This is a genomic window from Microbacterium rhizomatis, from assembly GCF_008710745.1.
Classification (GTDB): Bacteria; Actinomycetota; Actinomycetes; order Actinomycetales; family Microbacteriaceae; genus Microbacterium; species Microbacterium rhizomatis.
Genome location: NZ_VYSA01000007.1, coordinates 1 through 25,144, shown reverse-complemented (window position 1 = coordinate 25,144; position 25,144 = coordinate 1). Strand labels below are relative to the sequence as shown.

Annotated in this window: 26 protein-coding genes and 1 pseudogene; 17 read left to right on the top strand and 10 right to left on the bottom strand. The window is 64.4% G+C overall.

The window, feature by feature from the left end; all coding sequences use genetic code 11:
- The first annotated feature begins 222 nt into the window (after window positions 1-222).
- From F6B43_RS18955 to F6B43_RS18930, 7 genes are all read left to right on the top strand, one after another.
- Entirely contained in the window at window positions 223-492 is a 270-nt protein-coding gene (locus F6B43_RS18955) for a P-loop NTPase fold protein (RefSeq protein ID WP_150450591.1), read from the top strand.
- Window positions 493-572: 80 nt separating this feature from the next.
- Window positions 573-1,157 (top strand): P-loop NTPase fold protein, encoded by a 585-nt coding sequence (locus F6B43_RS20145; protein WP_150450589.1) that lies wholly within the window; start codon window positions 573-575, stop codon window positions 1,155-1,157.
- Between the two features lie 239 nt (window positions 1,158-1,396).
- Entirely contained in the window at window positions 1,397-1,549 is a 153-nt protein-coding gene (locus F6B43_RS19710; protein ID WP_170285749.1) for a hypothetical protein, read from the top strand.
- Window positions 1,550-1,588: 39 nt separating this feature from the next.
- Window positions 1,589-2,680 (top strand): MFS transporter, encoded by a 1,092-nt coding sequence (locus tag F6B43_RS18945; protein WP_150450587.1) that lies wholly within the window; start codon window positions 1,589-1,591, stop codon window positions 2,678-2,680.
- Window positions 2,681-2,780: 100 nt separating this feature from the next.
- A complete protein-coding gene (locus F6B43_RS18940) occupies window positions 2,781-3,707 on the top strand; it encodes an alpha/beta hydrolase (protein ID WP_150450586.1) in 927 nt (308 codons plus the stop codon).
- Between the two features lie 4 nt (window positions 3,708-3,711).
- The gene (locus F6B43_RS18935; RefSeq protein ID WP_150450584.1) at window positions 3,712-5,328 is read left to right on the top strand and encodes a GMC oxidoreductase; all 1,617 of its coding nucleotides are present in this window, start codon (window positions 3,712-3,714) and stop codon (window positions 5,326-5,328) included.
- A gap of 11 nt (window positions 5,329-5,339) precedes the next feature.
- On the top strand, window positions 5,340-6,314 hold the full coding sequence (locus F6B43_RS18930; protein ID WP_150450582.1) for an MDR family oxidoreductase: 975 nt from the start codon (window positions 5,340-5,342) through the stop codon (window positions 6,312-6,314).
- Between the two features lie 82 nt (window positions 6,315-6,396).
- Here F6B43_RS18930 and F6B43_RS18925 read toward each other — a convergent pair whose 3' ends face one another.
- Window positions 6,397-7,101 (bottom strand): SDR family oxidoreductase, encoded by a 705-nt coding sequence (locus F6B43_RS18925; RefSeq protein ID WP_150450580.1) that lies wholly within the window; start codon window positions 7,099-7,101, stop codon window positions 6,397-6,399.
- A gap of 87 nt (window positions 7,102-7,188) precedes the next feature.
- Window positions 7,189-7,902 carry an SDR family oxidoreductase gene (locus F6B43_RS18920; RefSeq protein ID WP_150450579.1) on the bottom strand — a complete coding sequence of 238 codons (714 nt, stop codon included), beginning with the start codon at window positions 7,900-7,902 and terminating at the stop codon, window positions 7,189-7,191.
- A gap of 224 nt (window positions 7,903-8,126) precedes the next feature.
- Between F6B43_RS18920 and F6B43_RS18915 the strand changes: the two genes are divergently transcribed.
- From F6B43_RS18915 to F6B43_RS18905, 3 genes are all read left to right on the top strand, one after another.
- Complete coding sequence (locus F6B43_RS18915) at window positions 8,127-8,738, top strand: TetR/AcrR family transcriptional regulator (RefSeq protein WP_150450578.1); 612 nt, start codon at window positions 8,127-8,129, stop codon at window positions 8,736-8,738.
- Between the two features lie 249 nt (window positions 8,739-8,987).
- On the top strand, window positions 8,988-9,983 hold the full coding sequence (locus F6B43_RS18910) for an NADP-dependent oxidoreductase (protein ID WP_150450577.1): 996 nt from the start codon (window positions 8,988-8,990) through the stop codon (window positions 9,981-9,983).
- 57 nt (window positions 9,984-10,040) lie between these two features.
- Window positions 10,041-10,901: an alpha/beta fold hydrolase gene (locus tag F6B43_RS18905; RefSeq protein WP_150450576.1), complete on the top strand. Its 861-nt coding sequence runs from the start codon at window positions 10,041-10,043 to the stop codon at window positions 10,899-10,901.
- Between the two features lie 199 nt (window positions 10,902-11,100).
- Here the strand turns inward: F6B43_RS18905 and F6B43_RS18900 are convergent, their stop codons facing one another.
- The gene (locus F6B43_RS18900) at window positions 11,101-12,144 is read right to left on the bottom strand and encodes a diaminopropionate ammonia-lyase (protein ID WP_246160065.1); all 1,044 of its coding nucleotides are present in this window, start codon (window positions 12,142-12,144) and stop codon (window positions 11,101-11,103) included.
- 611 nt (window positions 12,145-12,755) lie between these two features.
- On the opposite strand from F6B43_RS18900, the gene F6B43_RS18895 reads away from it, so the two are divergent.
- A complete protein-coding gene (locus F6B43_RS18895) occupies window positions 12,756-13,493 on the top strand; it encodes a haloacid dehalogenase type II (protein ID WP_150450575.1) in 738 nt (245 codons plus the stop codon).
- Between the two features lie 282 nt (window positions 13,494-13,775).
- Here F6B43_RS18895 and F6B43_RS18890 read toward each other — a convergent pair whose 3' ends face one another.
- Both F6B43_RS18890 and F6B43_RS18885 read right to left on the bottom strand, forming a co-directional pair.
- Window positions 13,776-14,111 carry a hypothetical protein gene (locus tag F6B43_RS18890; RefSeq protein WP_246160059.1) on the bottom strand — a complete coding sequence of 112 codons (336 nt, stop codon included), beginning with the start codon at window positions 14,109-14,111 and terminating at the stop codon, window positions 13,776-13,778.
- Window positions 14,112-14,122: 11 nt separating this feature from the next.
- The gene (locus F6B43_RS18885) at window positions 14,123-14,422 is read right to left on the bottom strand and encodes a hypothetical protein (protein WP_150450574.1); all 300 of its coding nucleotides are present in this window, start codon (window positions 14,420-14,422) and stop codon (window positions 14,123-14,125) included.
- A gap of 367 nt (window positions 14,423-14,789) precedes the next feature.
- On the opposite strand from F6B43_RS18885, the gene F6B43_RS18880 reads away from it, so the two are divergent.
- The 5 genes from F6B43_RS18880 to F6B43_RS18860 all read left to right on the top strand — a co-directional run bounded on the left by F6B43_RS18880 (window position 14,790) and on the right by F6B43_RS18860 (window position 19,192).
- Window positions 14,790-16,175 (top strand): MFS transporter, encoded by a 1,386-nt coding sequence (locus F6B43_RS18880; RefSeq protein WP_211368210.1) that lies wholly within the window; start codon window positions 14,790-14,792, stop codon window positions 16,173-16,175.
- Between the two features lie 259 nt (window positions 16,176-16,434).
- Window positions 16,435-16,776 (top strand): PadR family transcriptional regulator, encoded by a 342-nt coding sequence (locus F6B43_RS18875; RefSeq protein ID WP_150450573.1) that lies wholly within the window; start codon window positions 16,435-16,437, stop codon window positions 16,774-16,776.
- Window position 16,777: 1 nt separating this feature from the next.
- Window positions 16,778-17,758 (top strand): hypothetical protein, encoded by a 981-nt coding sequence (locus tag F6B43_RS18870; protein ID WP_150450572.1) that lies wholly within the window; start codon window positions 16,778-16,780, stop codon window positions 17,756-17,758.
- Between the two features lie 79 nt (window positions 17,759-17,837).
- Window positions 17,838-18,491, top strand: a complete 654-nt coding sequence (locus tag F6B43_RS18865) for a hypothetical protein (RefSeq protein ID WP_150450571.1) — start codon at window positions 17,838-17,840, stop codon at window positions 18,489-18,491.
- A 194-nt stretch (window positions 18,492-18,685) separates the two neighbouring features.
- Window positions 18,686-19,192 (top strand): hypothetical protein, encoded by a 507-nt coding sequence (locus F6B43_RS18860; protein ID WP_150450570.1) that lies wholly within the window; start codon window positions 18,686-18,688, stop codon window positions 19,190-19,192.
- A gap of 273 nt (window positions 19,193-19,465) precedes the next feature.
- Here the strand turns inward: F6B43_RS18860 and trpS are convergent, their stop codons facing one another.
- Window positions 19,466-20,407 (bottom strand): tryptophan--tRNA ligase, encoded by a 942-nt coding sequence (gene trpS, locus F6B43_RS18855; protein WP_150450569.1) that lies wholly within the window; start codon window positions 20,405-20,407, stop codon window positions 19,466-19,468.
- Between the two features lie 356 nt (window positions 20,408-20,763).
- On the opposite strand from trpS, the gene F6B43_RS18850 reads away from it, so the two are divergent.
- Entirely contained in the window at window positions 20,764-21,411 is a 648-nt protein-coding gene (locus F6B43_RS18850) for a hypothetical protein (RefSeq protein WP_150450568.1), read from the top strand.
- An 832-nt stretch (window positions 21,412-22,243) separates the two neighbouring features.
- Here the strand turns inward: F6B43_RS18850 and F6B43_RS18845 are convergent.
- The 4 genes and pseudogenes from F6B43_RS18845 to F6B43_RS18830 form a co-directional block, all read right to left on the bottom strand.
- Entirely contained in the window at window positions 22,244-22,552 is a 309-nt protein-coding gene (locus F6B43_RS18845) for a hypothetical protein (RefSeq protein ID WP_150450567.1), read from the bottom strand.
- 125 nt (window positions 22,553-22,677) lie between these two features.
- Window positions 22,678-24,048: a hypothetical protein gene (locus tag F6B43_RS18840; protein WP_150450566.1), complete on the bottom strand. Its 1,371-nt coding sequence runs from the start codon at window positions 24,046-24,048 to the stop codon at window positions 22,678-22,680.
- Between the two features lie 2 nt (window positions 24,049-24,050).
- Window positions 24,051-24,380 (bottom strand): PadR family transcriptional regulator, encoded by a 330-nt coding sequence (locus tag F6B43_RS18835; protein WP_246160058.1) that lies wholly within the window; start codon window positions 24,378-24,380, stop codon window positions 24,051-24,053.
- A 105-nt stretch (window positions 24,381-24,485) separates the two neighbouring features.
- Window positions 24,486-25,144, bottom strand: a pseudogene (locus tag F6B43_RS18830) (hypothetical protein); the annotation flags it as partial.

Sequence of the window (25,144 nt, the reverse complement as noted above, 5' to 3'; positions counted from 1 at the left end):
GGCCCTGCCTTTCGGGATGGCGACACAAGACAGGTGTCGACGTGTGGGGAGCATCGGGATGCCCAGTACGGTCATAAGGGGGAGGTGGCTGCGCTTGGGGTCCACAACGGGAACGCGTCAGCTGAACAGATGAGCACTCCGGACACTGCTGCGGACCGCGGGGAACTGGCATCGGACGACTAGGTACCAGACGAGTCGCTTCGCGGTGCCGGGAAGAACCCGATCGCCGACAGCCAGGACCTCCTCCATCACCGGGTCATTGCCCGGAAGGTCGCTGAGCTCGCGAAATCAGCGAACGGCAAGGTGAACATCGCCCTGTTCGGCCCGTGGGGCGCGGGAAAGAGCAGCTTCAACGAATTGCTCAAGGAAGAGCTGAAGGTCATCGACCCCAAAGCCCGCCACATCACCTTCGACGCATGGAAGAACGCCGGCGAAGGGTTCCGCACAAATTTCCTCAGCGAACTCGCGCGTCCGATATCCAAACCCCGATGACATGATCTCCGATCAACTGTTCGAGGCCGCAACGAAAGTCACGCTCCCGTTCGCAACGTGTACAGAGGTGACCACGGCGGGTGGCGGGTGGCCGGTTTCGGTGCGCTGCTGCTGGTAACACTGTTCCTTCTCCTCCCGCTCGGCTGGACAGTGATCGGACACCTGTTCGAGCCCGTGGCGGACTTCATAGCCAGTGGGGGAAGAACGTCGTAGCGTGGTCCGGGTTTGCGGCGAGCTCCACATTCCTGCTCGTCGTCATCGCGGGTCTGCTGGAAGTGTCGACGGTGACCGTCTCCAGGTCCACCCCCAGTCACGTCGCACAGTTCAGCGTCCTGTTCGACAAACTCCATAACACCGACTCCAAGCGCCGCTATGTGATCTTCATCGACGATCTGGATCGGTGCGGGAAAAAGGACATGGTGGCCACCCTCGAGCGCCTTCGGACCTTCCTCGGCCACGACCGGTGCGTGTTCGTGGTCGCATTTGACCGTGATGCGATCGCAACCACCATCGCTGAGCAGATGCAGCACTCCGTCCCGACCCAGGCGCGTTCACGGTACTACCGGACAAGTGCTCCTTCTTTATGCTGGGCGCCTACCGCATACCGGTCATCGGAGTGCGTCCCGTCAGGGTCACGTCCCTGTCCCTGTCCACGTCCACGTTGAGGAATGGGCCCCCGACCACGTCGCCCGGGGGCGATTCGGCGGTGGCCCGCGGCGCTTGGGTGTGGGTGGTGGTCCAGCGCCATGCGTGCGGGCAAGTTCGCGCCCCAACTTTGGTAGGTGGGCGAGTATCGGCTCCCGGCTGTTGGATATCCACCAGCTCCCACCCCACCGTCGGTGAAGACGATCGGGCAGCGAGTTCCAGCTACCACCATCGCAAGAGACAGAGAGGTCTCCACACCATGATTGCGACTCCGCCAACGCCTGCTGCCCGCCGGACTCCGAACCGCCGGTGGCTGGTCTTCACCGCCATGCTGGCGCTCATCTTCGGGGCTGGGACGTTGAATGTGCTGTTCAACGTCGCCGCCGTGCCCATGATTGACGAGTTCGGATAGACGCTTGCTGATTTCACCAACGGGGCGTCGTTTGCCACGGTGGCGGCGGGCGTGAGCGCCTTCGCGATCGGCATCCTGGTTTCCCGCTACGGGCCCCGGATCCCCACCGTGCCCGTCTCCTTGGCGTTCGGGGGTGCAGTGATCCTGCTGGCCAGCGCGAACGGCAGCGTGGGGTACTGGTACTTCCTCTGCATCCTCCTGGGAGCTGTCGCGGGGGCATCAACGCCTGTAGCCCATGTCACCGTCGTGACCGCATGGTTCTCCGACCGACGCGGGCTTGCCCTCGGACTTCTGGCCGTCGGGTCCGCCCTGGGCACCATCCTCATGCCTCCGATCGCCACGGCGATCGAGACGACCTACGGGTGGCGTTCCGTGTACATCGCGGTCGGCGTCCTATGCGTGGTCATTCCCCCGGCGGTGTACGCGTTCGTGACCCGGTTGCCAGCCGGAACTGCAATGCGACGCTCGGACGGCGGCGACGGAGCGGGCACCTCCAGCATCCGGCCTTTGACCAGCCAGCGACAGTTCTGGCTCCTGATGGGCGGGATCTTGCTGGTGTCAACGGCACTGTTCGGTCTGCTCAGCCAGGTGTTCCCCATCGCGGCCGGACATGGCTACTCCCCCGAGACGGCCGCGCTGATGCTGTCATCTCTGGCAGTGAGCTCCTTGCTCGTTCACGGTGTCGTCGGGTTCCTGCTGGACCGGCTCTACGCCCCCGGTATTGCCGCCGTCCTCTTCGTTCTCGGCGGGGTTGGGACAGTACTGCTGTTCACGGCCACGACACTGCCGCTGTCCCTTCTGGGCGCGGTCCTGGTCGGAGTGGCCTTCGGGGCAGAGAGAGACGTCGCGTCCTACATCGTCAGCCGATTCTTCCCCCTCAGCGCCTACTCCCGAGTGGGCGGTCTGGTGTTTTTCATGCTCACCATCGGCGGCGCGATCGGCATCTTCTTGATCGGACAGCTGTACGTCGCGACCGGCGGATACGACGTACCGATGGTGGTCCTGGTCTGCCTCGTCGGGGCAGGCGTGGGGTGCTTCCTCGGGTTCGGTCGCTACACCTACCGTCTGGACGGCAGCCCGGTGAGCCGACGCGTTGACACGGCGCCGGCACCAACCAAAGTTGGGCTTTGATCGCCCACCCCCCCTTGCTCAGTTGATTTTCTGTACTCAGCGTCCGTAGGGTCGCACCACCGTCGCGAAAGTCGCGACCCGTCACAGAGAGGTGGCTCCCATGTCATCCGCACCCGCCCCACAGCTCAGCGCAGAAGCGCTCCAGTTCGAGCAGTTCCTCGCCGCCAGCGCAGACACCCCGTCAGAGATCGATGTGCTCCGTGCTCTGTCCGAACGGCTTCACCATGCCGCCACCGAACCGGAAAAGGTCACATACCGCGACGTGAACGCGAACGGAGTGCCCGCACTATGGGTACAGCCCGAACGTGCTGACACTTCGTTCGTGCTGCTCCACGCTCACGCTGGAGGAAGCGTGACAACATCGGCCGCTGTGGACCGCAAACTCGCCGGCCACATCGCCTCGGCCGTGGGAGTGCCGGCGCTCGTCGTCGATTTCCGCCGGGCACCCGAGCACAAGTACCCCGCTCAGCTGGACGATGTCGAGGCGGCGTTTGACTGGCTGGTAGCCGAGGGATACGCACCGTCGAACATCATCACTATCGGTCACTCTGTCGGCGGGTTTCTCGCGATCGCAGTTGCATTGCGGTTGCGGGACACCGGAAAGGCACTCCCCGGTGCGATCGTGTCCATCTCACCATGGGCTGACCTAACGATCACGAACGCGGCCATCGAGGCGAATGCGGCCACCGACAAGCTGCTGAGCCGCACCGTGCTCGAGTTCTTCCGCGACGCCTGGATCGGTGGCACGCAGATCGACGCGGACGACGCGCGAATCAACCTGAACCGTGCCGACCTGTCCGCCCTGCCCCCCACTCTGGTCTCCTGGGGCACCTACGAAGTCCTCGCCGGCGAGGACGCCGAACTTGCCGAGCGCCTCGAAGCCGCAGACGTGGTCACCGAGGCACTGCCGGTCGAAGGCGGCCAGCACTCCTACGTCTGGGCGGCCGGAAGAGTGCCCGAAACCGACCAGGCAATCTCACAGATCGGCGAGTGGGTCCGCTCCACGCTCCCGATCGAGTCGCGCTGACCTCATGCCCACCAATGCCGCGGAGCCCGCCCAGACACACACCAGCGACTTCGACTGGGTAGTCATCGGTTCCGGTTTCGGCGGCAGTGTCGCAGCGCTCCGCCTGACAGAGAAGGGCTACCGGGTCGCAGTCTTCGAGCGAGGACGACGATACGAAGACGATCAGCTGCCCCGTTCCGCCTCCGACCGGGAGCGATACACGTGGAATCCCTCCAAAGGGCGCTACGGAATCATGCGACCCACCCTGTTCAAGCATGTCGTCAGTGCGGCGCAGACCGGTGTCGGAGGCGGAAGCCTCATGTACGGCGGTGTTCTCTTCCGCGCCCGGGAGGCGTTCTACGACGACCCGCAGTGGCGCCGGCTCGGCTCCTGGGCGCGCACGCTCAGCCCGCACTACGCCGCCGCGGAGCGAATGCTGGGAGTGAGGACGGCACCATGGGAGTCAGCCACGATGGCGTTGACGAAGAAGGTAGCGCACCAGTTCGGTACGCCCGACTCGTACTCCCTGTCCCCTACCGGTGTGTTCTTCGGCGAGCCTGGCAAGACCGTACCGGACCCCTATTTCGGCGGAGAGGGACCCGACCGCACCGGCTGCCGTCGCTGCGGCGAATGCATGATCGGCTGCCGCACCGGGGCGGCGAATCGTCTCACTAAGAACTATCTCTGGTTCGCCGAGAAGGGCGGTGCGCGTGTCATCGCCGAGCAGGAAGTCGTCGATGTGGTGCCCCTGGGTGCGCTCGACGGCGGCGACGGATACAAGATCACCACGGAAGCGCGAAGCGCGGGACGTAACGGGGTCCGGTCCACGTTCACCACCAACGGTGTTGTGTTCGCCGCTGGTGCCATCGGCACCAATGAACTCCTTGCCGACTGCAAACACCGTGGGTCGCTGTCACGCGTGAGCGACCGGCTCGGTCATCTGGTGCGCACCAATAGCGAGACCGTGCTGAGCGTTCTCTTCCCCGAGGACATCGACACGTGGCGCGACGTCACCGCCAGCAGTCGGGTGATCCTCGACCAGGATGCACAGATCGAGTTCCTCACCCTCGGGCCGAACGCTGATGCACAGCAGCGACTTTTCACCCTGCTCACCGGTCCGGGAAACCAGCCGCAGCGAATTGCCCGCTGGATCGGAAACGCCCTGCGGCAACCGCGAAAACTGTGGGCGATTCGACCACAGAGCGGCTGGAGCACCCGCACGCTGCAAATCCTCGTGATGCAACCACGCGACAACGCGCTCCGCCTGGCCGCCAAGAAACGGCGGGGAGGCGGTTTCCGCCTGACCAGCGCCGTTGACCCCACCCGCCCCGCCCCCACCTATCTGGAAATAGGACACCGGGTGGCGGCGTGGGTGGCGGAGCAAAACGGTGGGGTGGCCCAGAGCAGCATCTTCGAAGCGTTCTTCAACATCCCGCAGACCGCGCATATGCTCGGCGGCGCTGTCATCGGCGCGGACCCGTCAACCGGGGTGATCGATCATCGGCAGCGCGTGTTCGGCTACCGAAACATGATCGTCTGCGACGCTGCAGCGCTGCCAGCAAACCCGGGCGTCAACCCTGCGCTGACCATCACCGCTCTCGCGGAGCACGCGATGTCCCATGTCCCCGCCCACGAAAGATAGGAGAGCTGCGAATGCGCGCCATCGTCGCTCACACCGAGAACCAGCCCGCCCGTCTCACAGAAAAGGATGAGCCGGAGCCGGGCGCGGGGGACGTGCTCATAGACGTGTCGTATTCCAGCGTGAACTTCAAGGACGCGATGGCTCTGACCGGCGCCGGTATCGTCCGACGATGGCCGGTAACGCTCGGCATCGATGTTGTCGGCACGGTCGCTGAGTCCTCATCGAACCGCTTCGCCGTCGGAGACCGGGTGACTCTGAATGGGGCGGGCGCGGGCGAGACCATCGACGGAGGCTACGCGGAGCGTGCACGCGTCTCATCGCAATCTCTGGTGCATATCCCCGAAGAGATTTCACTGTCCCGGGCAGCGGCGATAGGGACCGCCGGATTCACCGCAGCGATCGCCGTTCTCGCCCTCGCCGATCATGGCGTGGTTCCCAACAGCGGAGACGTGCTGGTGACGGGAGCGGCAGGTGGCGTGGGGTCCGTGGCGATCAACCTTCTGGCCCGCCGCGGCTACCGTGTGGTGGCTTCGACCGGCCGCGCCGCGGAACAGGGAGTATTCCTAACTGCCCTCGGCGCGAGCGAAGTCGTGGATCGTGCGCAATTCTCCGAACCGATCAACCGGCCGCTCCAGTCGGAACAGTGGGGCGGGGCTGTGGACTCGATCGGATCACACACGCTCGCCAACGTTCTGGCACAGACCCGCTATGGCGGAACCGTTGTCAGCAATGGCATGGCGCAAGGCATCGACCTGCCCGTCACCGTGCTGCCGTTCATTCTTCGCGGCATCACCCTGCACGGGGCGAACTCGGTGGACGCGCCACGCGAGCTCCGAGAGCGCGCTTGGGCGATGCTCGCTGACGAACTGGACCTAAACGCGCTGGACGCGCTCACTACCACCATCGGACTGGACGACACCTTTGAGGCGGCCGACGCCATTCTCAAAGGACACGTCCGAGGACGCACCGTCGTGCAGATCTCCTAATCCCCCGCGCGGCAGCGCGTCCCCGCAGGTGCGGTGCGGTTCGCGTCCCGTCCCCCTCCCAGCGACGATGCCTCGCCCTCCCTCAGCTGCGAAGCTCCGGGTACAGCGACTCGATCGGTCCGGCAAGCGATGCCTTAACGTGACCAGTCACGTCGTCGGCCACCACCTCGAACTGCCCTGCCTCGACAGCGTTGTACACCTGCGTGACCAGGTCTGCTGGCGTGAGCTTGGGTCCGGACGCGTGAGCGGCCATGGGCGTGTCGACGTAGCTCATGTGCACGCCGATCACGTGCACGCCCTGCGGAGCGAGTTCTAGACGGAGCGAGTTGGTGGCCGACCACATCGCCGCCTTCGAGGCGCTGTATGCGCCGCCGTACGCGTACCAGCTCGCGATGGAGTGAACGTCGATGAGCGCTGAGCCGGTAGCTCGAGTAAGCACGGGAGCGAACGCACGCGCGAGCAGCACCGGGCCGAAGAAGTTCGTCTCCATGTTCGCCCGCAGGTTCGTCTCGGACACCTCCAGCAGACTGGCTGTTTCAGGATTCGTTCCCGCGTTGTTGATGAGGACCGTGATGTCGGATGCCGCGCTCACTACTCGACGGATCGAATCGGAATCGGTGACGTCGAGAGCAAGTGGAACGATGCGCGGATCATTCCACTCGATCGGGGACCGTGCGGTGGCATAGACCTTCAGGGACCCGCGTGCGAGCGCCTGGTGCACGAAGTGCCGGCCGATGCCCCCGTTCGCGCCGGTCACAAGCACGGTGGCTTCATCAAGTGTCGGCATTTCGGAGGTCCTGTCTTCGGGCAGTCCGAGTGTGTGGGAGACGATGAAACCCTCGTCGGGAGCGATCATCACCGTGGCACGGTCAGATTATTCGCCGGATCGGACCAGCTGGGGGTAGAGATCTTCGAGCGGGCCGCTTAGCGCAGCCTTCAGGTGCACCGATGTGTCATCGGCGAGCACCTCGTAGTCTCCGGCTTCGGTCGCATCGAACACTGCACGCACCAGAACCGCGGGGTCGAGCTTCGGGTCCTTCGAGTGCGCGGCCATTGCCGTGTCGACGTATCCGACGTGCACCCCGACGACCTGTACGCCCGCCGGGGCGAGTTCGATGCGCAACGAGTTGGTCGCTGACCACAGTGCTGCCTTCGTGGCGCTGTAGACCCCACCCACAGCGAACCAACTCAGTGCTGAATGGATGTCGATGAGCGCCGTGTCACGCTTAGCTGACAGCACCGGCGCGAAGGCGCGTGCAAGGAACAGAGGGCCGAGGAAGTTCGTCTCGACGTTGGCACGGATCTCTTCGTCGGTGTGCGAAAGGATTCCCGGCGTGCTCGGTGATGCGCCGGCGTTGTTGATGAGGACAGTCACGTCCCGTGCCGCCTCGACCGCAGCACGGATGGAGGCGGGGTCGGTGACGTCCAGGGCGAGCGGGACCACGCGCGAGTCAGCCCAGGTGCGGGGCGACCTGGCGGTGGCATAGACCTTCGCCGCCCCGCGTGCCAGGGCTTCGTGAACGAACTGGGTGCCGATCCCGCCGTTCGCGCCGGTAATGAGGACGACAGCACCGCTGAGTGAGGTCATGGTTGCGTTTCCGCTTTTTGTCTGTGTGGCGGATAAGAGAATGAGGGGGCAATCCCGGTGCCGACCAGCTGGCCAGCACACCCGAAGGCGAGCACATAGCGGTCGTGAGTCAGCCCCGCCGTGGTGAACGTGCGCGTTCCCTGCCGTGCAGCGCTCCTGGTTCGAACATTGATGACTACGCTCGGAACTGAGTATGATCGGATTCTATTCCCGGGAGGAGAGTGATGGTCAGTTCGTCTCCTGCCGTGCCGGTTCCCACGGGTCGCCGTGAGCGGAACAAGCGCGAGAAGCTCGAGCGCATCCTCGCCGCGGCCAGCGAGCTGTTCGCCGAACACGGTGTAGATGAAGTGACGACTCAGCAGATCGCGGATCGAGCTGACATCGGCTCCGGGACCCTGTTTCTCTACGCGAGGACCAAGGCTGAGCTCCTGCTGATGGTGCAGAACTCGCACTACTCCGACGCACTCCGGCGGGGGGTGGCGGCGGCAGATGCGGAATCGTCGCCACTCGATGCTGTGCTCGCCATCGTCGGGCCGATTGTGGAATGTAACCGCGCGCAAATCGACAACGGACGCACCTACCTGCGGGAGATGGTGTTCGGCGACCCCACCGAACCCCATCACGCCGAGGCGCTGAGAATCGTGACGGATGCCGAGGCGGCGATGGCACGGGCCTTCTTGTCGGAACCCGGCACGACGCCGACTCAGGCAGGGACGCTGGCCCGCACGGTGTCAGCGATCATGTTCCTCGCCATGGCCGCGAGCGTGAACACCGAGCTCAGCGTCGAGGCGATCATCGCCGACATCCGCAAACAGACAGCCCTGCTCACCCGCTGATCTAGACAGCCATTCTTCGCGCCCCGACTGCTCGCCCTTCTCAGTGAGTCAGCCACACGCTGTCCATCGCGGCCGCGCTGCGCTGGACAGTAACGACGACGCCGGGCGGTCACCACCGTGCATGCGCCGTACCGCGACACATGCGACTATCGGCACCCCTTCACAGATATAGTGAGTACACTCATAGTTGAGTGCACTCGCTCACGCACGTGGCGAGTGAGCCCCCCCCCCCCCGTTGAAGGAGTCGCCTTGCGCGCGTTCGGTTTCGATACATACACACACCCCTTGCGGGAGGTAGACATCGCCGAGCCCACGGTCGGCGACCACGACGTGCTCATCCAGGTCGCAGCCGCCGGAGTGAACCAATTGGACGAGATGATCCGGACGGGCAAATTCAAGGCGATCCTCCCCTACAAGACGCCCGTGACACTCGGTCACGATGTCGCTGGCACCGTGATCGGGGTCGGGCGCGCGGTGCGGCGTTTCACACCCGGCGATCAGGTGTACGCGCGGCCACGAGACCACCGGATCGGCACCTTCGCAGAACGGATCGCGATCGACGAATCCGATGTCGCTCACTCCCCCGCCACCGTGACACAGGCCGAAGCCGCATCGCTCCCACTGGTCGCGCTGACCGCCTGGCAGGCCCTTGTCGAAAGAGGAGCCGTGAAGGCGGGTGACAGAGTGCTGATCCACGCGGGCGCGGGCGGCGTGGGCACCATTGCCATCCAGCTCGCGAAGCACCTCGGCGCACACGTAGCGACCACCGTTTCTGGCGCGAACGCGGACTTCGCCCGCGAGTTGGGCGCGGACATCGTGATCGACTACCGCACGCAGGATTTCGAGCAGGAGCTCAGCGGCTACGATGTGGTCCTTGACTCTCTGGGTGGAGAGAACCTCGCCAGATCACTCCGAGTGCTCAAGCCCGGCGGCAAAGCGATCGGAATCTCCGGCCCGCCGACCCCCGCATTCGCGAAAAGTGCAGGCTTGAACGCACTCCTGCGTTGGGCCTTTTTCGGGCTCAGCCGCGGTGTTCGTCGACAGGCGAGGAAGCTCGGCGTCGCGTACGAGTTCCTGTTCATGCGCGCCTCCGGCGACCACCTACGCACGATCGCCGACCTTGTCGATCAGGGCAGCATCCGCCCCATCGTCGGTGCAACCTTCTCTTTCGCTCAGACGCCAGACGCCCTCGCGTCCCTCGGAAAGTCCGGATATCGCGGCAAGGCGGTGATCACCGTCCCCTGAACAGGCCTACCCATCCCGAATCAAACATCATTGACCGACCAGCAAGGACCCGCAGCCATGAACAGCATCAACGAACCGCTCATCACCTCCTACGCCCAGGCGCCGACCAAGACCCTCCAGGCTGGAGGTATCACCTTCGCGTACCGGGAACTCGGACCCAGAGAAGAGATACCCGTGGTGTTCTTCGTCCACCTTGCCGCGACCCTGGACAACTGGGATCCCCGGATCGTGGACGCGATCGCGAAAACCCGTCGAGTGATCACCTTCGACCAGCAGGGTGTTGGCGCGTCCACCGGCACGGTGCCGGCCACCATCGAGCAGGCAGCCGACGACGCCCACACCTTCATCACCAAGGGTCTCGGCTACGACAAGATCGACATCTTCTCCTTCTCCCTGGGCGGGATGATTGCACAGGACCTCATCGTCAAACACCCTACGCTGGTTAGAAAGCTCGTTCTCACCGGCACCGGTCCCCGCGGAGGAAAGAACATCGACAAGGTGGTCGGCGTCACCTACTGGGACATCCTCCGAGCCACCCTCACCAGGTCAGACCCGAAAGAGTTCCTCTTCTTCAACCGCGATAACGCCGGAAAACGCGCAGGCAAAGCGTTCGTCGAACGGCTGCAAGAGCGCACCATCGACCGCGACAAGAACGCCAGCCTGAAGGCGTTCCGCACACAATTGAAGGCCATCCAACGATACGGTCGCTCTCCATCCGCAGACCTATCCGTCATCACACAACCGACACTGATCGCCAACGGCGACAACGACCGAATGGTGCCCACCGTTCTATCCACCGACCTGCAGCAGCGGATCAAGGGCAGCGAGCTAATCATCTACCCCAACTCCGGACACGGCGGCATCTTCCAGTACTGGGAACAGTTCGCACCCGTCGCGGCAAAGTTCCTCAACGACTGAACAGAATGCAAGGAAACTGGCCGGTGACAAGCAGCCCGCGCCTGAATTTCGGTGGTCCAGACCAACGACAGATGTCGCTGCCGCGCTCACCTGCGTGTAGTTCCTGAGAGTCCTTTCGCACTACGAGGAATGAGCTCTCCACATCTGATCGGCTCCGCCGATGAAACGTCTCCCCCTCAAGCGGGCACTCGCTCGGCGATCAGCGTGCGAAGGTCTTGGGGTTGGCGGCCCGCCCTTCAGTGTTGAGCAGAACGACGACCGCATCATTGCCGACACCCAGTTGTGTGCGGCGCTCCGGGTCGGCGAGGACACGGCGAGCGCCGGCAAGTGTCGCTGCCCCGCACGGGCCAGCGTCGATGCCGAAGGCGTCGAGCGCGTTCATGGCGTCGAGCGCGTCGCGGTCTGTCACCGTCACTGAGGCGTCGAGTCCGCTGCTGAGTACCGGCCATGCGATCTCCGAGACGGTGCCGCAATTCAAGCCGGTCATCACGGTATCGCCGGTGGGCACCGGGCAGATCTGCCCGGTGTTGAGGGACGAGGTGACGGAGGCGGCGGTATCAGGTTCAACCACCATCAGTGCGGGCCTGTGTCCGTTCGTGCGGTAGTGGGCCACGACTGCCTGTGCGAATGAGCCGACTCCGGCGGGAACGACTACGAGGTCCACGCGGTCACAGCCCGCATTCTCAAGCTGTTCGTCCACTTCTGCCAGAAGCGTGTCGTACCCGGCCACGATCCACTGTGGGATGTCCCGATAGTCCTCCCAGGAGGTGTCTTGGATGAGGACAGCGTCACCACCGGACACTGCTGCCGCATGAACCACGACGGCGTCATACGGTACGGCGAGTTCAACAAGGTGCGCGCCCTCTGCTCGGATTGCGTCCTTCGCGGCTTCGGATACCTCGGTGGGGACGTAGATGGCGGCGGAGATGCCGAGCAGGTGTGCCACGCGCGCGACAGCACGACCGTGATTCCCGTCCGTCGCAGCAACCAACGACACCGTGGAACCGGCAATGCGCGCTCGAAGCTCATCGAGTGGGTAGGCCGCCGAGGGGCGACCTAATCGGGCGGAGACTGCTCGAGAGATGGCGTAGGAAGCGCCCAGGATCTTGAACGCCGGGAGCCCCAGCCGATCAGATTCGTCTTTCACGAATACTGCCCCCACTCCCAGCTCAGTAGCAAGGTCAGCGACCGGCGTCAGCGGGGTCGGCGCGTATCCTGGCAGGGAACGATGGAAGTCGTGCACGTCCACGGCAACGACTGATGTAGACCACTCTTTCGCGCCGGAATTGTGATGCCAGTCGAACGCGCTCGCGGACGAAACGGGAATCAATCGCGGTCCCTCCTATCGATGACGGGACGAGCAGCAGCGGAGGCCCGTTGATGACATCGCAGTTCTCAGGTCACTAGAGAACTCCCCCATCCTGGCGGATTTGCGGCCTGAGTCGTCGCGTCGTCCTTCTCTTTCGAGCTCGGAACGCACACACCGGGGTCAGCACCGGGGTAGAGGATCCCACGAAACGCCCGGGACGGGTCCGCGTCTCATCACCGCGGAGATCGGAGCAGACCGGTTCCTGGAATGCGGCGTCCGTCCACGCGATGTTGCCCTGGTCATATGATCGCATCGTGCCGACTGCCGCAGACTTCTTGACCTCAACAGGTTCTCGCATGCCGGCGCTACTCGGCCGCCTTCGATGGCAGCACGAGAGCTTCCGAGCGAAGGCAGGCGCCCGTAGCCCACACCGGGACAGCACGGTGTGTAGTGCGCGGACGGTGCAGCCCTCGTTCTCCCCCGGCGACGACCGGGGTCGATCGACGCGGATCGACGATTGCGAACAAGTGGATGGATGAATTCGGATGATCTACGTCGCCCCGTCTACATCTCAGCGCGTTCGCGCGGTGATCTTCGACACGTTTGGAACACTCGTAGATTGGCGCACGGACGTCGCCGCCGCCGCAGACGAGTTCGCTGATGCTGCCGGCGTCGAATGGGATCCAAGATCGTTCGCGGATGCCTGGCGCGCGCAGTACCAGCCCTCGATGGCACCGATCCGGGCGGGTTCTCGTGGCTACGTCACTCTGGACACGCTGCACCGCGAGAACCTCGATACTGTCCTCGGCCAGCTCGGCATCGCCGCGAACACATTCGACCCGAAGCACCTTGATGAACTGTCCTCTGTCTGGCGACGTCTGAGACCGTGGGCAGATGTCACTGAAGGCCTGGATCGAATCCGCGCCGGCTACCTTGTCGGTCCTCTCTCAAACGCGAACACCGCGCTTCTGGTCGCGTTGTCACGACACGCAGGACTGCGCTGGGACGTGGTGCTCGGTTCCGATGTCTTCGGGACATACAAACCCGAGCGGCGCGTCTACCAGGGCGCAGCATCGTTGCTGGGCCTGGAACCCGGCGAAGTGATGCTCGCCGCCGCCCACAACGACGACCTCGCCGGCGCAGCGGCGGCAGGGCTGGCCACAGCGTTCATCGCCCGACCCCTCGAGCACGGTCCGGACCAACAAACAGACCTCTCCGCGGACGGACCCTGGGATCTCACCGCCGACAGCGTGACGGACCTGGCCTCGCTCCTAGGCTACTGAGCTTGAACCCGCGCAGATCCGAGCGCGAACCAGGGACCAAGGACCGCCACTCAGCAACCACAAGAGTGTGGTCGACGACGTCCAGAACAGCGCCCGCGGTACTCCGCAAGACTGCTAACGCTGTGGACGGGGTGGGCGTGGCCCGCCACGCTGGCCCACCCTCAGCCATTTCCACACACGTCGGATATCACGAACTCGGGGAAGGTCGCAGGGGCAAGGGAACTTCCCTGATCGCGAGCCGGGTCGTGACACCGGGTCGGGGCCACGCTCCAGGGCAGGGTGTCAGTTGGTCTGCCGTCCCAGATTCGCGATGGCGCGCTGATATGCGTCGAGATTTGCTCGGCGGCCGACGGCGACGGCCTCGAGCGCAACCGCCGTGATCTCGTCTGGCGTGTAGCGGTAGACGAGACGAAATCTCGGTTTGTCGCTGCCGTCTGGGTCGAAGTAGAGCTTGTAGCAGTCCCCGAGATTGCCGGTGGCCACGCGGGCGTCCAATTTCTCACCGCGTACCTTGCCCTCCCGGACGAGAACGAGCATGTCCAGGGCCATTTTGCGGGTGCGGAAGTCCGGGAGCGCGTCGATGTCTTGCTGAAAACCTGGGCGGGCTGTCAGCTTCAACGGCGATGCCACTACTGGTAGTCGTCCGGGTTGAGTCCGATCGCGGCGGCGACGTCGGCGAGCGGGACAGAAGCACCGGCTTTGTCGCGTTCCCGCACGAGGTGGGCGATCTCTACGTCCTCGATCACCGGGAGGAGCTCTGCGTAGAGCTCGAACGGGATCACCACACCCTCCGGCCTCCGCTGGGCGCCGAAAACGACGGGGGCGGCCAGCGCGCCCCCCTCGCGGAACCTTCGTAGCGCGCTCGAAAGCTGACCGCGCGCCTCGGAGGTGGGCAGAACGGGGATTGGGAGGGCCGCTGAGGAAGACATGGACCAACTCTAACCGGCCGGACCGCAAACATGTACAACTAATTGCGCAGAAAGGTGATCCGAAACACGAGCGAAATGGTGAACCCCAAGGAGGGTCGCGGATAAGTGGGCAGCATGACTACTACTGCCGCGGGACTCACTTCGTAGGGTTCGACGAGATGTGAGATGAGTCACACCCCAAGGGTTGGTGTAGTTTCGCGGCTCGGGTGTCACGTCGTTGACGTGCTGAGCCATCGTGCGGTGGTTAGTGGGAACTGTCTAGGAATCTCACGGAAGGATACAAACGCACGGTGGCTCTTGACCAGTCTGCCGTACTCGACCTGCTCGGGGAACTGAAACTCACCGACGTCAACCACCGGATCCGGAATTGCGCAAAACCTCCAGGCGAGGTTTTTCGCAGGGTGAGGTTTCGACAAGGGTTCTCAGCATCCGAGCTTCCGCGGATATTTGGGAGGCGAGCTGGGATCGATCAGCTCTGCTCAAAACCGATCAGTTTCGAGCGATTGCGGAAACTTACGATATCGGCCATGTGAGTGTCGGCGGCCATGGGTATCGTCCGGCCATGGTCGAAACCAACATGCCTTCGACGGTTAGCGAACTCGCAGGACGACGCGCCCAAGTGGGAGTCGTGACGGTGTTCTTCGCCCACGGCCTACTCTTCGCGTCGTGGACGGCTCACATCCCGGTCGTCAAGACGCATATCGGCATGGATGACGGCATGCTCGGTATCGCTCTCCTCGGCGTCCCAGCCGGATCGCTGCTGGCTGTCGCTGTCAGCTCCGTTGTCATACCACGCCTCGGCAGCCGACGACTTGTGCAACTCGCCCTCGTTGGCTCGTGCCTCGCTGGCCCCTTCGTCGGTCTAACCGGTTCCGTGTGGGCACTGTTCGGCGCACTTCTCGTCTGGGGCCTGTTTCAGGGGCTGCTCGATATCGCGATGACAACCCAAGCAGTAGCGGTCGAGAAGGTGCGCGATCGACCGATCATGAACGGCATGCAGGCCAGTTGGAGCATCGGCGCATTTGTCGGGGCCGCAACCGGGACAGCCGGGGTAGCGCTCGGCACGTCCCTCACAACTCAACTGATCATCATCGGCGTGCCTGCGCTCGTCGTAGGCCTGTGGCTCAGCACCCGCATGCTGTCAGACGTCGACCCCGCGTCGGAGTCCACGGCCGATCCCGGCCAGAAGGTTCAACGCCAGCTGTCACCCGTCATGCTGATTCTTGGTGGGATCGCCTTCGCCACTCTCCTTCTGGAAGGAGCTGTGGCCGACTGGTCGTCGGTCTACCTCCGCGAATCCCTCGACGGCGGACCCGTCGCCGCCGGCCTCGGCTACACGAGCTTCGCGCTCGCGATGGTCATCGTCCGCCTATTCGGTAACCGCCTCATCGCTCGATTCCCCGTACACGTGCTCCTGCCGATCCTCACCGGAGTTGCCGCCATCGTGTTCGCCAGCTCACTCCTGATTGGAACCGTTCCCGCCGCGATCGTCGGCTTCTTCATCCTCGGTCTCGGCTGCGGCACCGTTGTCCCAACCGTATTCAGCGCAGCCGGCAGGCTCCACGGGACGCACCCCGGGTTCGCCGTCACCGTCGTCTCCGGCATCGGGTGGATCGGAATCTTCTGCGGCCCGCCGCTCATCGGCCTGCTATCTCACGCCACCTCCCTTCCCGCCGCGCTCTGGCTCATCCCGATCTTGACCGCACTCATCGCAGTTGGCTGCCGATACGTAACAGCCCTTCGCCGCGGCTGACACACACGCCCGAAACGAGAACCGCCCGAAACTCCGTGCCGAAACCGATCGCCCCGGAATGAGGTACCGAGACGGCAGAGGTTTTCGGTGGCAGGGAAGGCCGAGCGCGCGACCCCTTCAGCAAACGATCGTTTGCCGGCGCGGTAGGGCCCCGTCCTCGCTCGGCGCGCCGAACCGGATCTGTGACCGCGCAGCGTCATGCATGCGCACCAATCTCGATCATTTGCTCTACTGTGTAGGTCTATGTACTGTGTTACTCATGGTAGATAGCCCGACACCGCTTGGTCGGCTGGAGCAGGACCTCCGCAAGGGTGTCCTCGTGCTCGCCGTCCTCTCCCAGCTGCGCACACCGCAGTATGGCTACTCCCTGCGACAGGCCCTTGCTCAGCGCGGGATGCCGATCGAGGAGGGCACGCTCTATCCGCTCTTGCGCCGGCTGGAGGGCCAGGGACTGCTCGCTTCGCAGTGGCAGGCCGACGATGGGCCTCCACGTCGGTACTACGAACTCAGCGCGCTCGGCACGGGTGCGTACACAGATCTGACTTCCGCATGGGGGTCGCTGGCGTCGGTGATAAACCGGCTCCTAACCGAGGAGGACTGACGTGGACCCCACCGCCATCATCGACAGCTATGTCGCCGACGTTATGCGGCACCTGCCCCGACGCCAGCGTACCGACGTCGCTCTCGAGCTGCGCTCGCTGCTCGACGACGAACTCGCCGGTCGGGCAGCGGATGCCGGTCGCCCCGCCGACTCCTCGCTCGCCATGCAACTACTGACAACTTTCGGTGCACCGCGGGACGTGGCCGACCGCTACCGGCCCGCCGGGTTCACGATCATCCGCCCCTCAGACGCCCCTCGCTTCACCTGGATCGCACTTGGCGGCGTCGCGCTGATCTGGGCGATCACCCTGCCGGCCATCATGCTAGGCGTCATCCCGGTCACTGGCTGGGACTACGGCGCCAACACCTGGTGGGGTCGCCTCACCGTGTGGTGGCTCGGCCCCGGCATCGGCGCCCTGTGGTGGCCCGGCGCGGTGATCACCTACACGCTCATCGGAGCACTGGCCGAACACCGCCGCGAATCCAGGCCGAAGGCCTGGACGCCAACCCCACCCCAGACGATCGACCGCGACCTAATCAGTCGCCCAGGCACGGTCGGCGCAATCGCGGCCGGGGTGCTTGGCGCCACCGTCGTCATCGCCCTGCCCTGGCTCGCCTCGTGGGCACCCTGGCTCCCCGAACCCGCAATCACAGCCCTCACACTCGACCCCGACTTCCTGCAATGGCGGGCGCCTTGGATCCTTCCCCTATGGGCTGCAGACCTCATCCTGTACGTGATCGTGCTCATCACCGGACGATGGACCGTGCCCACTCTGCGCACCCGCAGCCTGCTATCCCTGGCAGGGGCCGGCCTCCTGTTGTGGTGGTCCCTCGTCGGGCCCGTATTCGTCTCACCAACAACGGACACCACAGCAAGAATCCTCCTAGCCGCACTCGCCGTACTTACCGCCACCGACGCTGTCCTCGCCTTCCGCCGCAGCAAATCGACATCCCGAAACCGATCGTTTCCGGCGATGCACTGAATGAACCGTTTGCAACCGAGCGGACATCTACATGGTGAGCCCGCCCTGGACTCTTGGTACAACGAGTGAGGAGAACGAAATGAGCCCCAGACGATGGAGCGCAACCCTGTCGGCGGCCACAATGGCCGCAATACTCACGCTCGGCGGGGGGACGGCTGCTAACGCGGCGGTCGTCTCGCCGCCCGCCGATGATGTGTCTGTTTCCGCGGCGGAGATCGATAGTGAGCAGACTCACACGCGCGTCGAAACGACGATGTACGTGACGGGGTACGACGAGGATGTTGCTCAAGCGAACGGCTATGAGATCGTCACCTACCACGACGGGTCGTGGGAATCTGTCGCGGTCACCGAGGAAGCCAAAGCAGAGAACGCTGAGACAGGGATCATGACGCCACAGCCTGGCGATGGCTCGACGGCTGCTCGAGGCACCGTGTACGGCCCCTGTGGCTCGTCCTTCGTGGACGCAAGCGCGAGTGGCCGTCTCGTGAGCGCGGTGACGGGCTACACCGTGACGGGACCAGTGTCGAACCGGATCTACTGGGACGTGACCTTCTGGACGGGCTACGGTGCGACGACTCTCAGCTGGCCGTCGGGGCCGTCGCCGGCAACGTGGACGGGTGCAGGAAGTGTGCTCTACGCGAGCTCGACAGGCGGGACGGCGATCGCCGGCGGTGCGGTCATCCTGACCACCGGCACAGTCTGCGGCGCTGGCCTGCCGTCAGACGGCTTCTGACCCACCAGGGGTGGGGAGTCGGCCGCACGAGGCCGGCTCCCCTCGCACCGCACGGCAGACAAGTCACCATTGGGACGGGCTTGACGCTGGTGAACTAAGTCCCATGGACTACCGACGAAGGAGATCGCGCAATGGAATTTCTAGGGCAATCCAACAGGGTGGCGACGACACCAGAGATTGCAGGAACGGGACCGATGCTGGTCTGGGGTGACGACGTTCCGCATCGGCTTCTGTACCTGCGGAAGATCTGGGACCTCAGCCTCGCGCCAGAGGATCTGGCACGCACCATCGAGAGTCCGGGGAGCGTACTTCCTCGACAAGACTCCCGCGAGCAGATGTGGCTGGAAGCCTGGCAGCAGTCATGGGAGTGCAACGAACTGCTTTACACGCGCCCAACCGCTCAGGACGTCGACATTCCCGATCAGCAACCGGCTGAATGGTTCACCGCCGCAGGGCCGGAGGGCGCGTGGGGTGAGAAGTATCGAAGCTGGCAGGCAGAGATCTCGCAGAGAGGCAACCTCAGCGATCGTCAGACCGCGCTCATCCTCCGCGCCGAGGCCGCTGCCGCACGAGGGCTCGCATCCATATACGTGGTTCCCGTTGAAGGGCGCTGGGCAGCATCAAGAGAAACCATTCTCGTGGTCTCGCCCGACACGTTCGGCTCAGATGCTGCGCTCACCGCGGCTCTGGACCGTGTGTAGCCGGACTGTGTGTCGGGCAAGACGCCGGCGGAGCGCAAGCTGGTCGCGATCAGCACGTCGGCGACCACAACGATTCCGCCCACCGGACTTCAGATGTGCTGAATGGACTCGGCCCGCCCCAGCTCGGGCAAGGGAAGTTGAAGCCGGGACCCCTCTCTCCCTTCGCCCATTGGTTAGTTCGGCGTCCCACAGCCGGTAGCGTCTGGCCGCTGAGGAACCGATAGTTCTAAGCGCGCTCTCTAGCTCATGCGGTCGCATAGTCCACCCTTTCTCCTAGTCCTCGATGGTGAGCGCTGACCGTCGAGCACGGTGCTCGGCAAGGAACTCGTTCACGGCCTCGGTGGTGAGACGTTTGAGCGCGCCCGCGCCGGCGTCTCCTACCTCGTCGGCAAGATCGGCTGGGGTGCGGCCGAGTACGACGGCGGCGGTGGCGAGCAGCCCGGATACTTCGGGACGGTTCTCGGGGTCGTAGGTAATGGTGCGCTCCGAGTCGGTGCGGGCGCGTTTGATCACGGCGGCGGTCTCGTCGGCCGTCATCCCTAGCGCGATCGCATTGCCGTAGCTTTTGGACATCTTGCGGCCGTCCAGACCCGGCAGCTCGGGCGCATCGGTGACCAGCCCGGCCGGCTCGGGAAACACGTACCCATAGCGTTCGTTGAATCGGCGCGCGATCGTGCGGGTGACCTCCACATGCGGCAGGTTGTCTTTCCCGACCGGCACGAGGTTGCCCTTGCAGAACAGGATGTCGGCGGCCTGGTGCACCGGATAAGTCAGCAGAAGCCCTCTCAATGCTCGACCGGATGCTGCGAGCTCCGCTTTCACGGTCGGGTTGCGGTGCAGCTCCGCTTCGGTGACCAAGCTGAGGAATGGGAGAAGGAGCTGATTCAACGCGGACACGGCGGAGTGAGTGAAGATCGTCGTCGATCGCCGGTCCAGACCTGCCGCTAGGTAATCAAGCACGGCCGCGTAGACGTTCTCGCGAATGTTTCCCGCAACGTCACGGTCGGTGATGACCTGGTAGTCGGCCAGGACGACGAACGTCTCGACCCCCAGCCCTTGGAGCCGGACACGCTCTCGAACGGTGCCGAAATAGTAGCCGAGATGCAGCCGGCCCGTGGGGCGCTCCCCGGTCAGCACCCGGAATTGTTCGGGGTGCTGGGCGATCTGTGCGCGCAGCTCGGGCATGCGCGCGGTGGTAGCGGTGAATGAGTCCATGTGTGCTCCTAGATCGGGGAGCTGCACGGACCGAGAGTTGCCGCGAGGAGATTCGCGGGCTGCCGTGCAGCCCGCGCGTGAATGCGTTACGGCTGCCTGTGCAGCAACCACCAGGACGAATCGGTGAAACGCATGCGCTCAGACTAGCGGCCTCCCGAAACTCCGATCCGAAACCATCTGTCCCGTAAGTGGGTTTCGAGACGGACCGCGTTTGCGGCGGGCCCTCGCTCGACGATGGCCGCCGTGCCGGAATCGATCGTTTCCGGCGATGCACCGAATGAACCGTTTGCAACCGAGCGGACATCTACATGGTGAGTCCGACCTGGACTCTTGGTACAACGAGTGAGGAGAACGAAATGAGCCCCAATCGATGGAGCGCAATCCTGTCGGTGGCCACAATGGCCGCAATACTCACGCTCGGCGCGGGCACGGCCGCTAACGCGGCGGTGGCCTCGCCGCCCGCCGATGATGTGTCTGTTGCCGACAGCAACGAGGCGGCGATCGATGCGACCCTGGCTACCATCGACGACCCGGCGCAGCAGGCAAGCGTTCGGGCTTGGATGGAAAAGTCCACGGCGGACGGGTCGGAGATTATTACTGCACAAGCGGGCGATTACCAGAGCTCAGGGAGCGAGGGCGCAGCGCAGCGCGCGTATCCGAGTGGCTGCGGCCTGTACGTTCTCATCCTCCGCAATGGCCAGAAGATCACGAACGACACGCTGACCTCGTGTGTCAGTGGCCCGTACCAATTCCTCACTCACCAGATGCGGGTCACCGCCTATCACGGCGTCCTTGGTACACCCAACGAGGTGACGGGGGTGAGGACCTACAACTACGGCGGTGGAAGTTCACAATCTCAGCAGCTCTCGTGGACGTGCCCTAACCACAATCAAACGTCATTCCGAGCCATCAGTCTGGGTGTGATGGCCAAGAACGGCCAGGAATACACCACACCCACGGTGTACGACACGTTCGATCAGGGCAACATCGACTGCGGCTGGTGACCGCATCTGCGCTTCGGCCCGTCCTTCTGGCGGGTCGAAGCGCAGGCCGTTGCAGCTAGGCGGTTGGGAAGTGATCGCCAATCGTCAGAGCGAGTCGCAACTCGGCTGGGGGCACCCCGTGTCCCTGGATGCGTACCGCTCGGTTCTGCGCGTCAGTTGTGACGGCAACCCACTCCCCACCTGTCTGAACGAGTTCCGCGTCGCGGACAAACCTTCCGTCGATGTAAACCTTCGCCCATCGGTTGGTGCGTCGCCCCATAGCCGGTATTGTGTGGCCGCTCGGGTAGGTGGACACCCGCACTTCGAGGTCCTGACCGTCTTGGATGCCCTCTTGGAAGGAGCACACGGCGACCGGACCCTCATCGAGTACCGGCCCCCAGCTGTAGGTGGAATCCGTGTCGAGGACCATTCGGTAGAAGGGACCGATAGCGCTCAGCGCGCTCTCTAGCTCGTGCAGTCGCACTGTCCACCCTCTCTGCTGTACGCCTCGTATTCTCCGAGGAACATCACTCGTCGATTCCGTTGCCGGCAGGGTGCACGATTTGGCTCGAAGAACGATGCCCCAGTGTTCGTTCCTCGCATCAGATCGACTCTTTCCCGAGAATGCGCGCTAGCCTGCCGCGTTCGGTCACTATCTCGACGTAGATCACGATCGATCGGCCGGCCTTCCGCACGCGCAGTGGCCCAGTCAAGGACTTCATGGAGGTCTTCGGCACCTTCGATGCGCCACTCATCGCTCTACGAGTCGCCCGTCCAGAGGTCGACGCGGAGAGGGGGTGCTCGTCGATGCCGGTGGCGTAGCGAGGGTCGACAGTGGTTGCGGAGAGAGCCATCATCGGTCCGGGAAGGTGCCGCCGTAGTCCTGCCACGTCCCCGCGAGTCGTTCCATCGCTGAGCGTTGCGTGGCCGGCGAGGCGCTGTCTTTTCCGGTGAAGTCCATGGCGATGTAATGCACGGCGAAGCCGTCATCGATCGAAGCGACGTATTCGGTGGCCGCATCTTGAGTGTTGAACCGGTAGTAGTTCGCTTCGTCGGTGCTGTACGCCTCGATGCAATCAAGTTCTTCCGTGCAGGCGGTTTCGGTGATGTTGACGGGGTTGGTGGTCACATCGGTTTCGTATCCCTGGTCGTCCATCAGCATTGCGATCGTGAGCTGCGAATGACGGTCCAGCAGCGCACACCCGGCCAGAAGGGTGCCGGTGAGAGCGAGAGCTGTAGCCGCGGCGAGGAGCCATGGTGCTCGAGCGATATGAGGCAGTTGCGTCATCAGCTCAGCCGGGGCAATGGGCCGCTCGACGCGGGCGAGGACATGGCGTGCGAGGGGCGTGGTAGCCGGCCGGGGGTCCAGATCGCGAATGCGGCAGCGAGCACGGGGAGGATGAAGGCCAGCATCGGTGCGATGAGTATCCCGAGGAACGCTGCGTAGACGACACCGATCAGCACCGCGACCGTGACACGCGTTCTCACACTGCCTGGCAACCGAAATGCGCTCCACCAGGCTATTGCCCCTCCCCCGAGCACGGAACCGACAGCGAATCCGGCGGCCATGTTCTCCCAGGCCGGCGCACCCCGATAGGCGACTGCGACTGCCGCGACCGCGAGCACGGCCAGCATCAACGGCCCCCAGGTCTGCAACGGAGTTACCCGGCCGCGGGCGACAGCACTGATGCCGATCGCGGCGATCAGCGGGAGCGCAGCGATCAGAGACAATGAGATGCCTTGCGCCATCGCCTCCGTCCCATCGCTCGCCGGCCCCCAGGCGGAGCCCGTGACGGCAAAGACCGCTCCGAGCCCGCTCGCGACCGCGGAGATAGCAGCGAGAAGGCGCGCGGCACCGCGAGTTCGGGCAGGGACAACCTTCGTCTCCGCGGGCGGAACGGCCGCTCGTCGTGGCGCGGGGACGACGGTACGCCTCCAGACGACAGCGACGGCGAGCACGCTGGCGGCGATCGCGACGGTGTATGGCGAAATCAGGCTCAGGCCTACCGCCGGCGCCAGGAGGGCCCCTGCGACGACCGCGAGGATGACGAGCACGACCGCAGGTATGCGGGTGCGTCGCAGCAGCGCGTCGACGACGAACCCGATCGCGGCAGCTCCGATCGCCCATGCCCCGACGAACAGCCACAACCATGCTGCGGCCAAACCGGTGGCCCGCACACCCTGGTCCGCGGCATCAAAGCCGAGGCTCCAGGAGATCTGCGCGAGCGCCGCGACGGCCAGAGCCAGAGTGGCGAGGAAGATCGTGATCACGGCTCGGGGCTCGGTCAGGAGCCCGCGATCGCGGGCCAGTGCTGACACGGCGGCCACGACGAAAACGAGGCCGACGAAGACCGCAAGTGCCGGGAACAACCAGGAGCCCGTCGCGGTCGCGAGGAAGCTTGTGCCCCAGACGGTGAAGACCCCAGTGGCGGCCGCGGTTACGAGGGCGAGGATCGTTGCGGCGAACGCGACGCGTCGGTCCAGTCGGGTGCCGAGCCCATGGGTGATCACTGACCATCGCTCCGGCAGGGTAGGGGTGTTGCGGCCAGTCTGCTCGGCGGCGTCGAGCATGACACCGAGTAGGACGTCACCGTTGCGGTCCCGCCATGCTCGCGGATACCAACGCAGCAGTCGCCGAAAAGGGTCCTGGTTCACCATGCTCACACCATCGCAATCCGCGGCGTCACTGGCGCCGCCTGCCCCGCTGCGAGTCGGGCACGTGCCGCCCGCGCGGATCGTTCGATTAGCTCGACCTCTCCCCGCAATCTGACAGACCCCTCGTCGGTGATTCGGAAGTAGCGGCGAGCCCGACCATTCACGACCTCGTCCCCATCGGGAATCACGAGCCCCTCGCGTTCGAGACGATCGAGGGCCGCGTAGAGAGTGGTCGCTTTGAGGATCACTTGTCCGCTCGATTCTTCAGCGGCCTCCCGCATGATGTCGTACCCGTGCCGGCGTCCGCCCGCCAGGCTCGTAAGGATCCAGAACATGGGTGAAGTCAACGAGGTCATTCCTCAGTTATATTCCCATTCATGGCATATAGCAAACAGAGGTGTGCCCGGTCGGGCTGGACGATCCCGACCGGGCCGGCCCTCTTAGTACTGGTTAGGGGTCGTCCAGTTGCAGTGGTGAACAGCGACCCCGTAACTCCAGTGCACTGTCCGGTTCGGGCGGAACTTCTCGAGGTTCCACGTCCCCGCGAACGGCGATCCGAGCGAGTGGCACTCGAACTGCTGACGCTGACTGTCTTTGCTGAGACCGGAGCGCACGGTGCTGTTCCAGTTCCAAGCTTCGTCCCAGCCAGCCGTGTTCATCACGACCTGGCCTCCCACCGAAGCCCACTGAGCGGCACCCCAGGGACTGGGCTGCAGGTTGACGCGAGGCTGGCTGTTGTAGGAGTCGACGGTGATCCAGGAGAACAGATTGATGCCCAACCACGGGTCGGCGACGATCGGGTAGGCGTAGCTGTCCGCGTCGTGAGCGACCACCTGCACCAGCGAGGAGCCCTTGATCTCGTACCAGGTCTTCACCGGTGTCCCCGCGGCGTCATACGCCCACGGGGCCACCACACCGCCCAGATAGGCGCCGTCCGTACCTTCGATCGCCACGCTGCCGTCTTCGAACAGACGGAGTGCTGCCCCGTCTGCCCCACCGATGCTGTATTCATATGCTGTGGGAGCGTCGGCGTTTTCGATCACGGTGGTGATCTGAACGGAACCGTCGGATTTCGCGGTGGGCACCGTGCTTGACCCGT

Excerpts from the sequence above, each read along its gene's own strand:
- F6B43_RS18920 (WP_150450579.1), bottom strand. The coding sequence starts at position 7,902 with ATGACCTCACTCAGCGGTGCTGTCGTCCTCATTACCGGCGCGAACGGC.
- F6B43_RS18930 (WP_150450582.1), top strand. The coding sequence starts at position 5,340 with ATGCGCGCCATCGTCGCTCACACCGAGAACCAGCCCGCCCGTCTCACA.
- F6B43_RS18925 (WP_150450580.1), bottom strand. The coding sequence starts at position 7,101 with ATGCCGACACTTGATGAAGCCACCGTGCTTGTGACCGGCGCGAACGGG.
- F6B43_RS18905 (WP_150450576.1), top strand. The coding sequence starts at position 10,041 with ATGAACAGCATCAACGAACCGCTCATCACCTCCTACGCCCAGGCGCCG.
- F6B43_RS18840 (WP_150450566.1), bottom strand. The coding sequence starts at position 24,048 with ATGGTGAACCAGGACCCTTTTCGGCGACTGCTGCGTTGGTATCCGCGA.
- F6B43_RS18895 (WP_150450575.1), top strand. The coding sequence starts at position 12,756 with ATGATCTACGTCGCCCCGTCTACATCTCAGCGCGTTCGCGCGGTGATC.
- F6B43_RS18935 (WP_150450584.1), top strand. The coding sequence starts at position 3,712 with ATGCCCACCAATGCCGCGGAGCCCGCCCAGACACACACCAGCGACTTC.
- F6B43_RS18940 (WP_150450586.1), top strand. The coding sequence starts at position 2,781 with ATGTCATCCGCACCCGCCCCACAGCTCAGCGCAGAAGCGCTCCAGTTC.
- F6B43_RS18915 (WP_150450578.1), top strand. The coding sequence starts at position 8,127 with ATGGTCAGTTCGTCTCCTGCCGTGCCGGTTCCCACGGGTCGCCGTGAG.
- F6B43_RS18860 (WP_150450570.1), top strand. The coding sequence starts at position 18,686 with ATGCTGGTCTGGGGTGACGACGTTCCGCATCGGCTTCTGTACCTGCGG.
- F6B43_RS19710 (WP_170285749.1), top strand. The coding sequence starts at position 1,397 with ATGATTGCGACTCCGCCAACGCCTGCTGCCCGCCGGACTCCGAACCGC.
- F6B43_RS18835 (WP_246160058.1), bottom strand. The coding sequence starts at position 24,380 with ATGTTCTGGATCCTTACGAGCCTGGCGGGCGGACGCCGGCACGGGTAC.
- trpS (WP_150450569.1), bottom strand. The coding sequence starts at position 20,407 with ATGGACTCATTCACCGCTACCACCGCGCGCATGCCCGAGCTGCGCGCA.
- F6B43_RS18875 (WP_150450573.1), top strand. The coding sequence starts at position 16,435 with ATGGTAGATAGCCCGACACCGCTTGGTCGGCTGGAGCAGGACCTCCGC.
- F6B43_RS18845 (WP_150450567.1), bottom strand. The coding sequence starts at position 22,552 with ATGCTGATGGACGACCAGGGATACGAAACCGATGTGACCACCAACCCC.
- F6B43_RS18885 (WP_150450574.1), bottom strand. The coding sequence starts at position 14,422 with ATGTCTTCCTCAGCGGCCCTCCCAATCCCCGTTCTGCCCACCTCCGAG.
- F6B43_RS18850 (WP_150450568.1), top strand. The coding sequence starts at position 20,764 with ATGAGCCCCAATCGATGGAGCGCAATCCTGTCGGTGGCCACAATGGCC.
- F6B43_RS18865 (WP_150450571.1), top strand. The coding sequence starts at position 17,838 with ATGAGCCCCAGACGATGGAGCGCAACCCTGTCGGCGGCCACAATGGCC.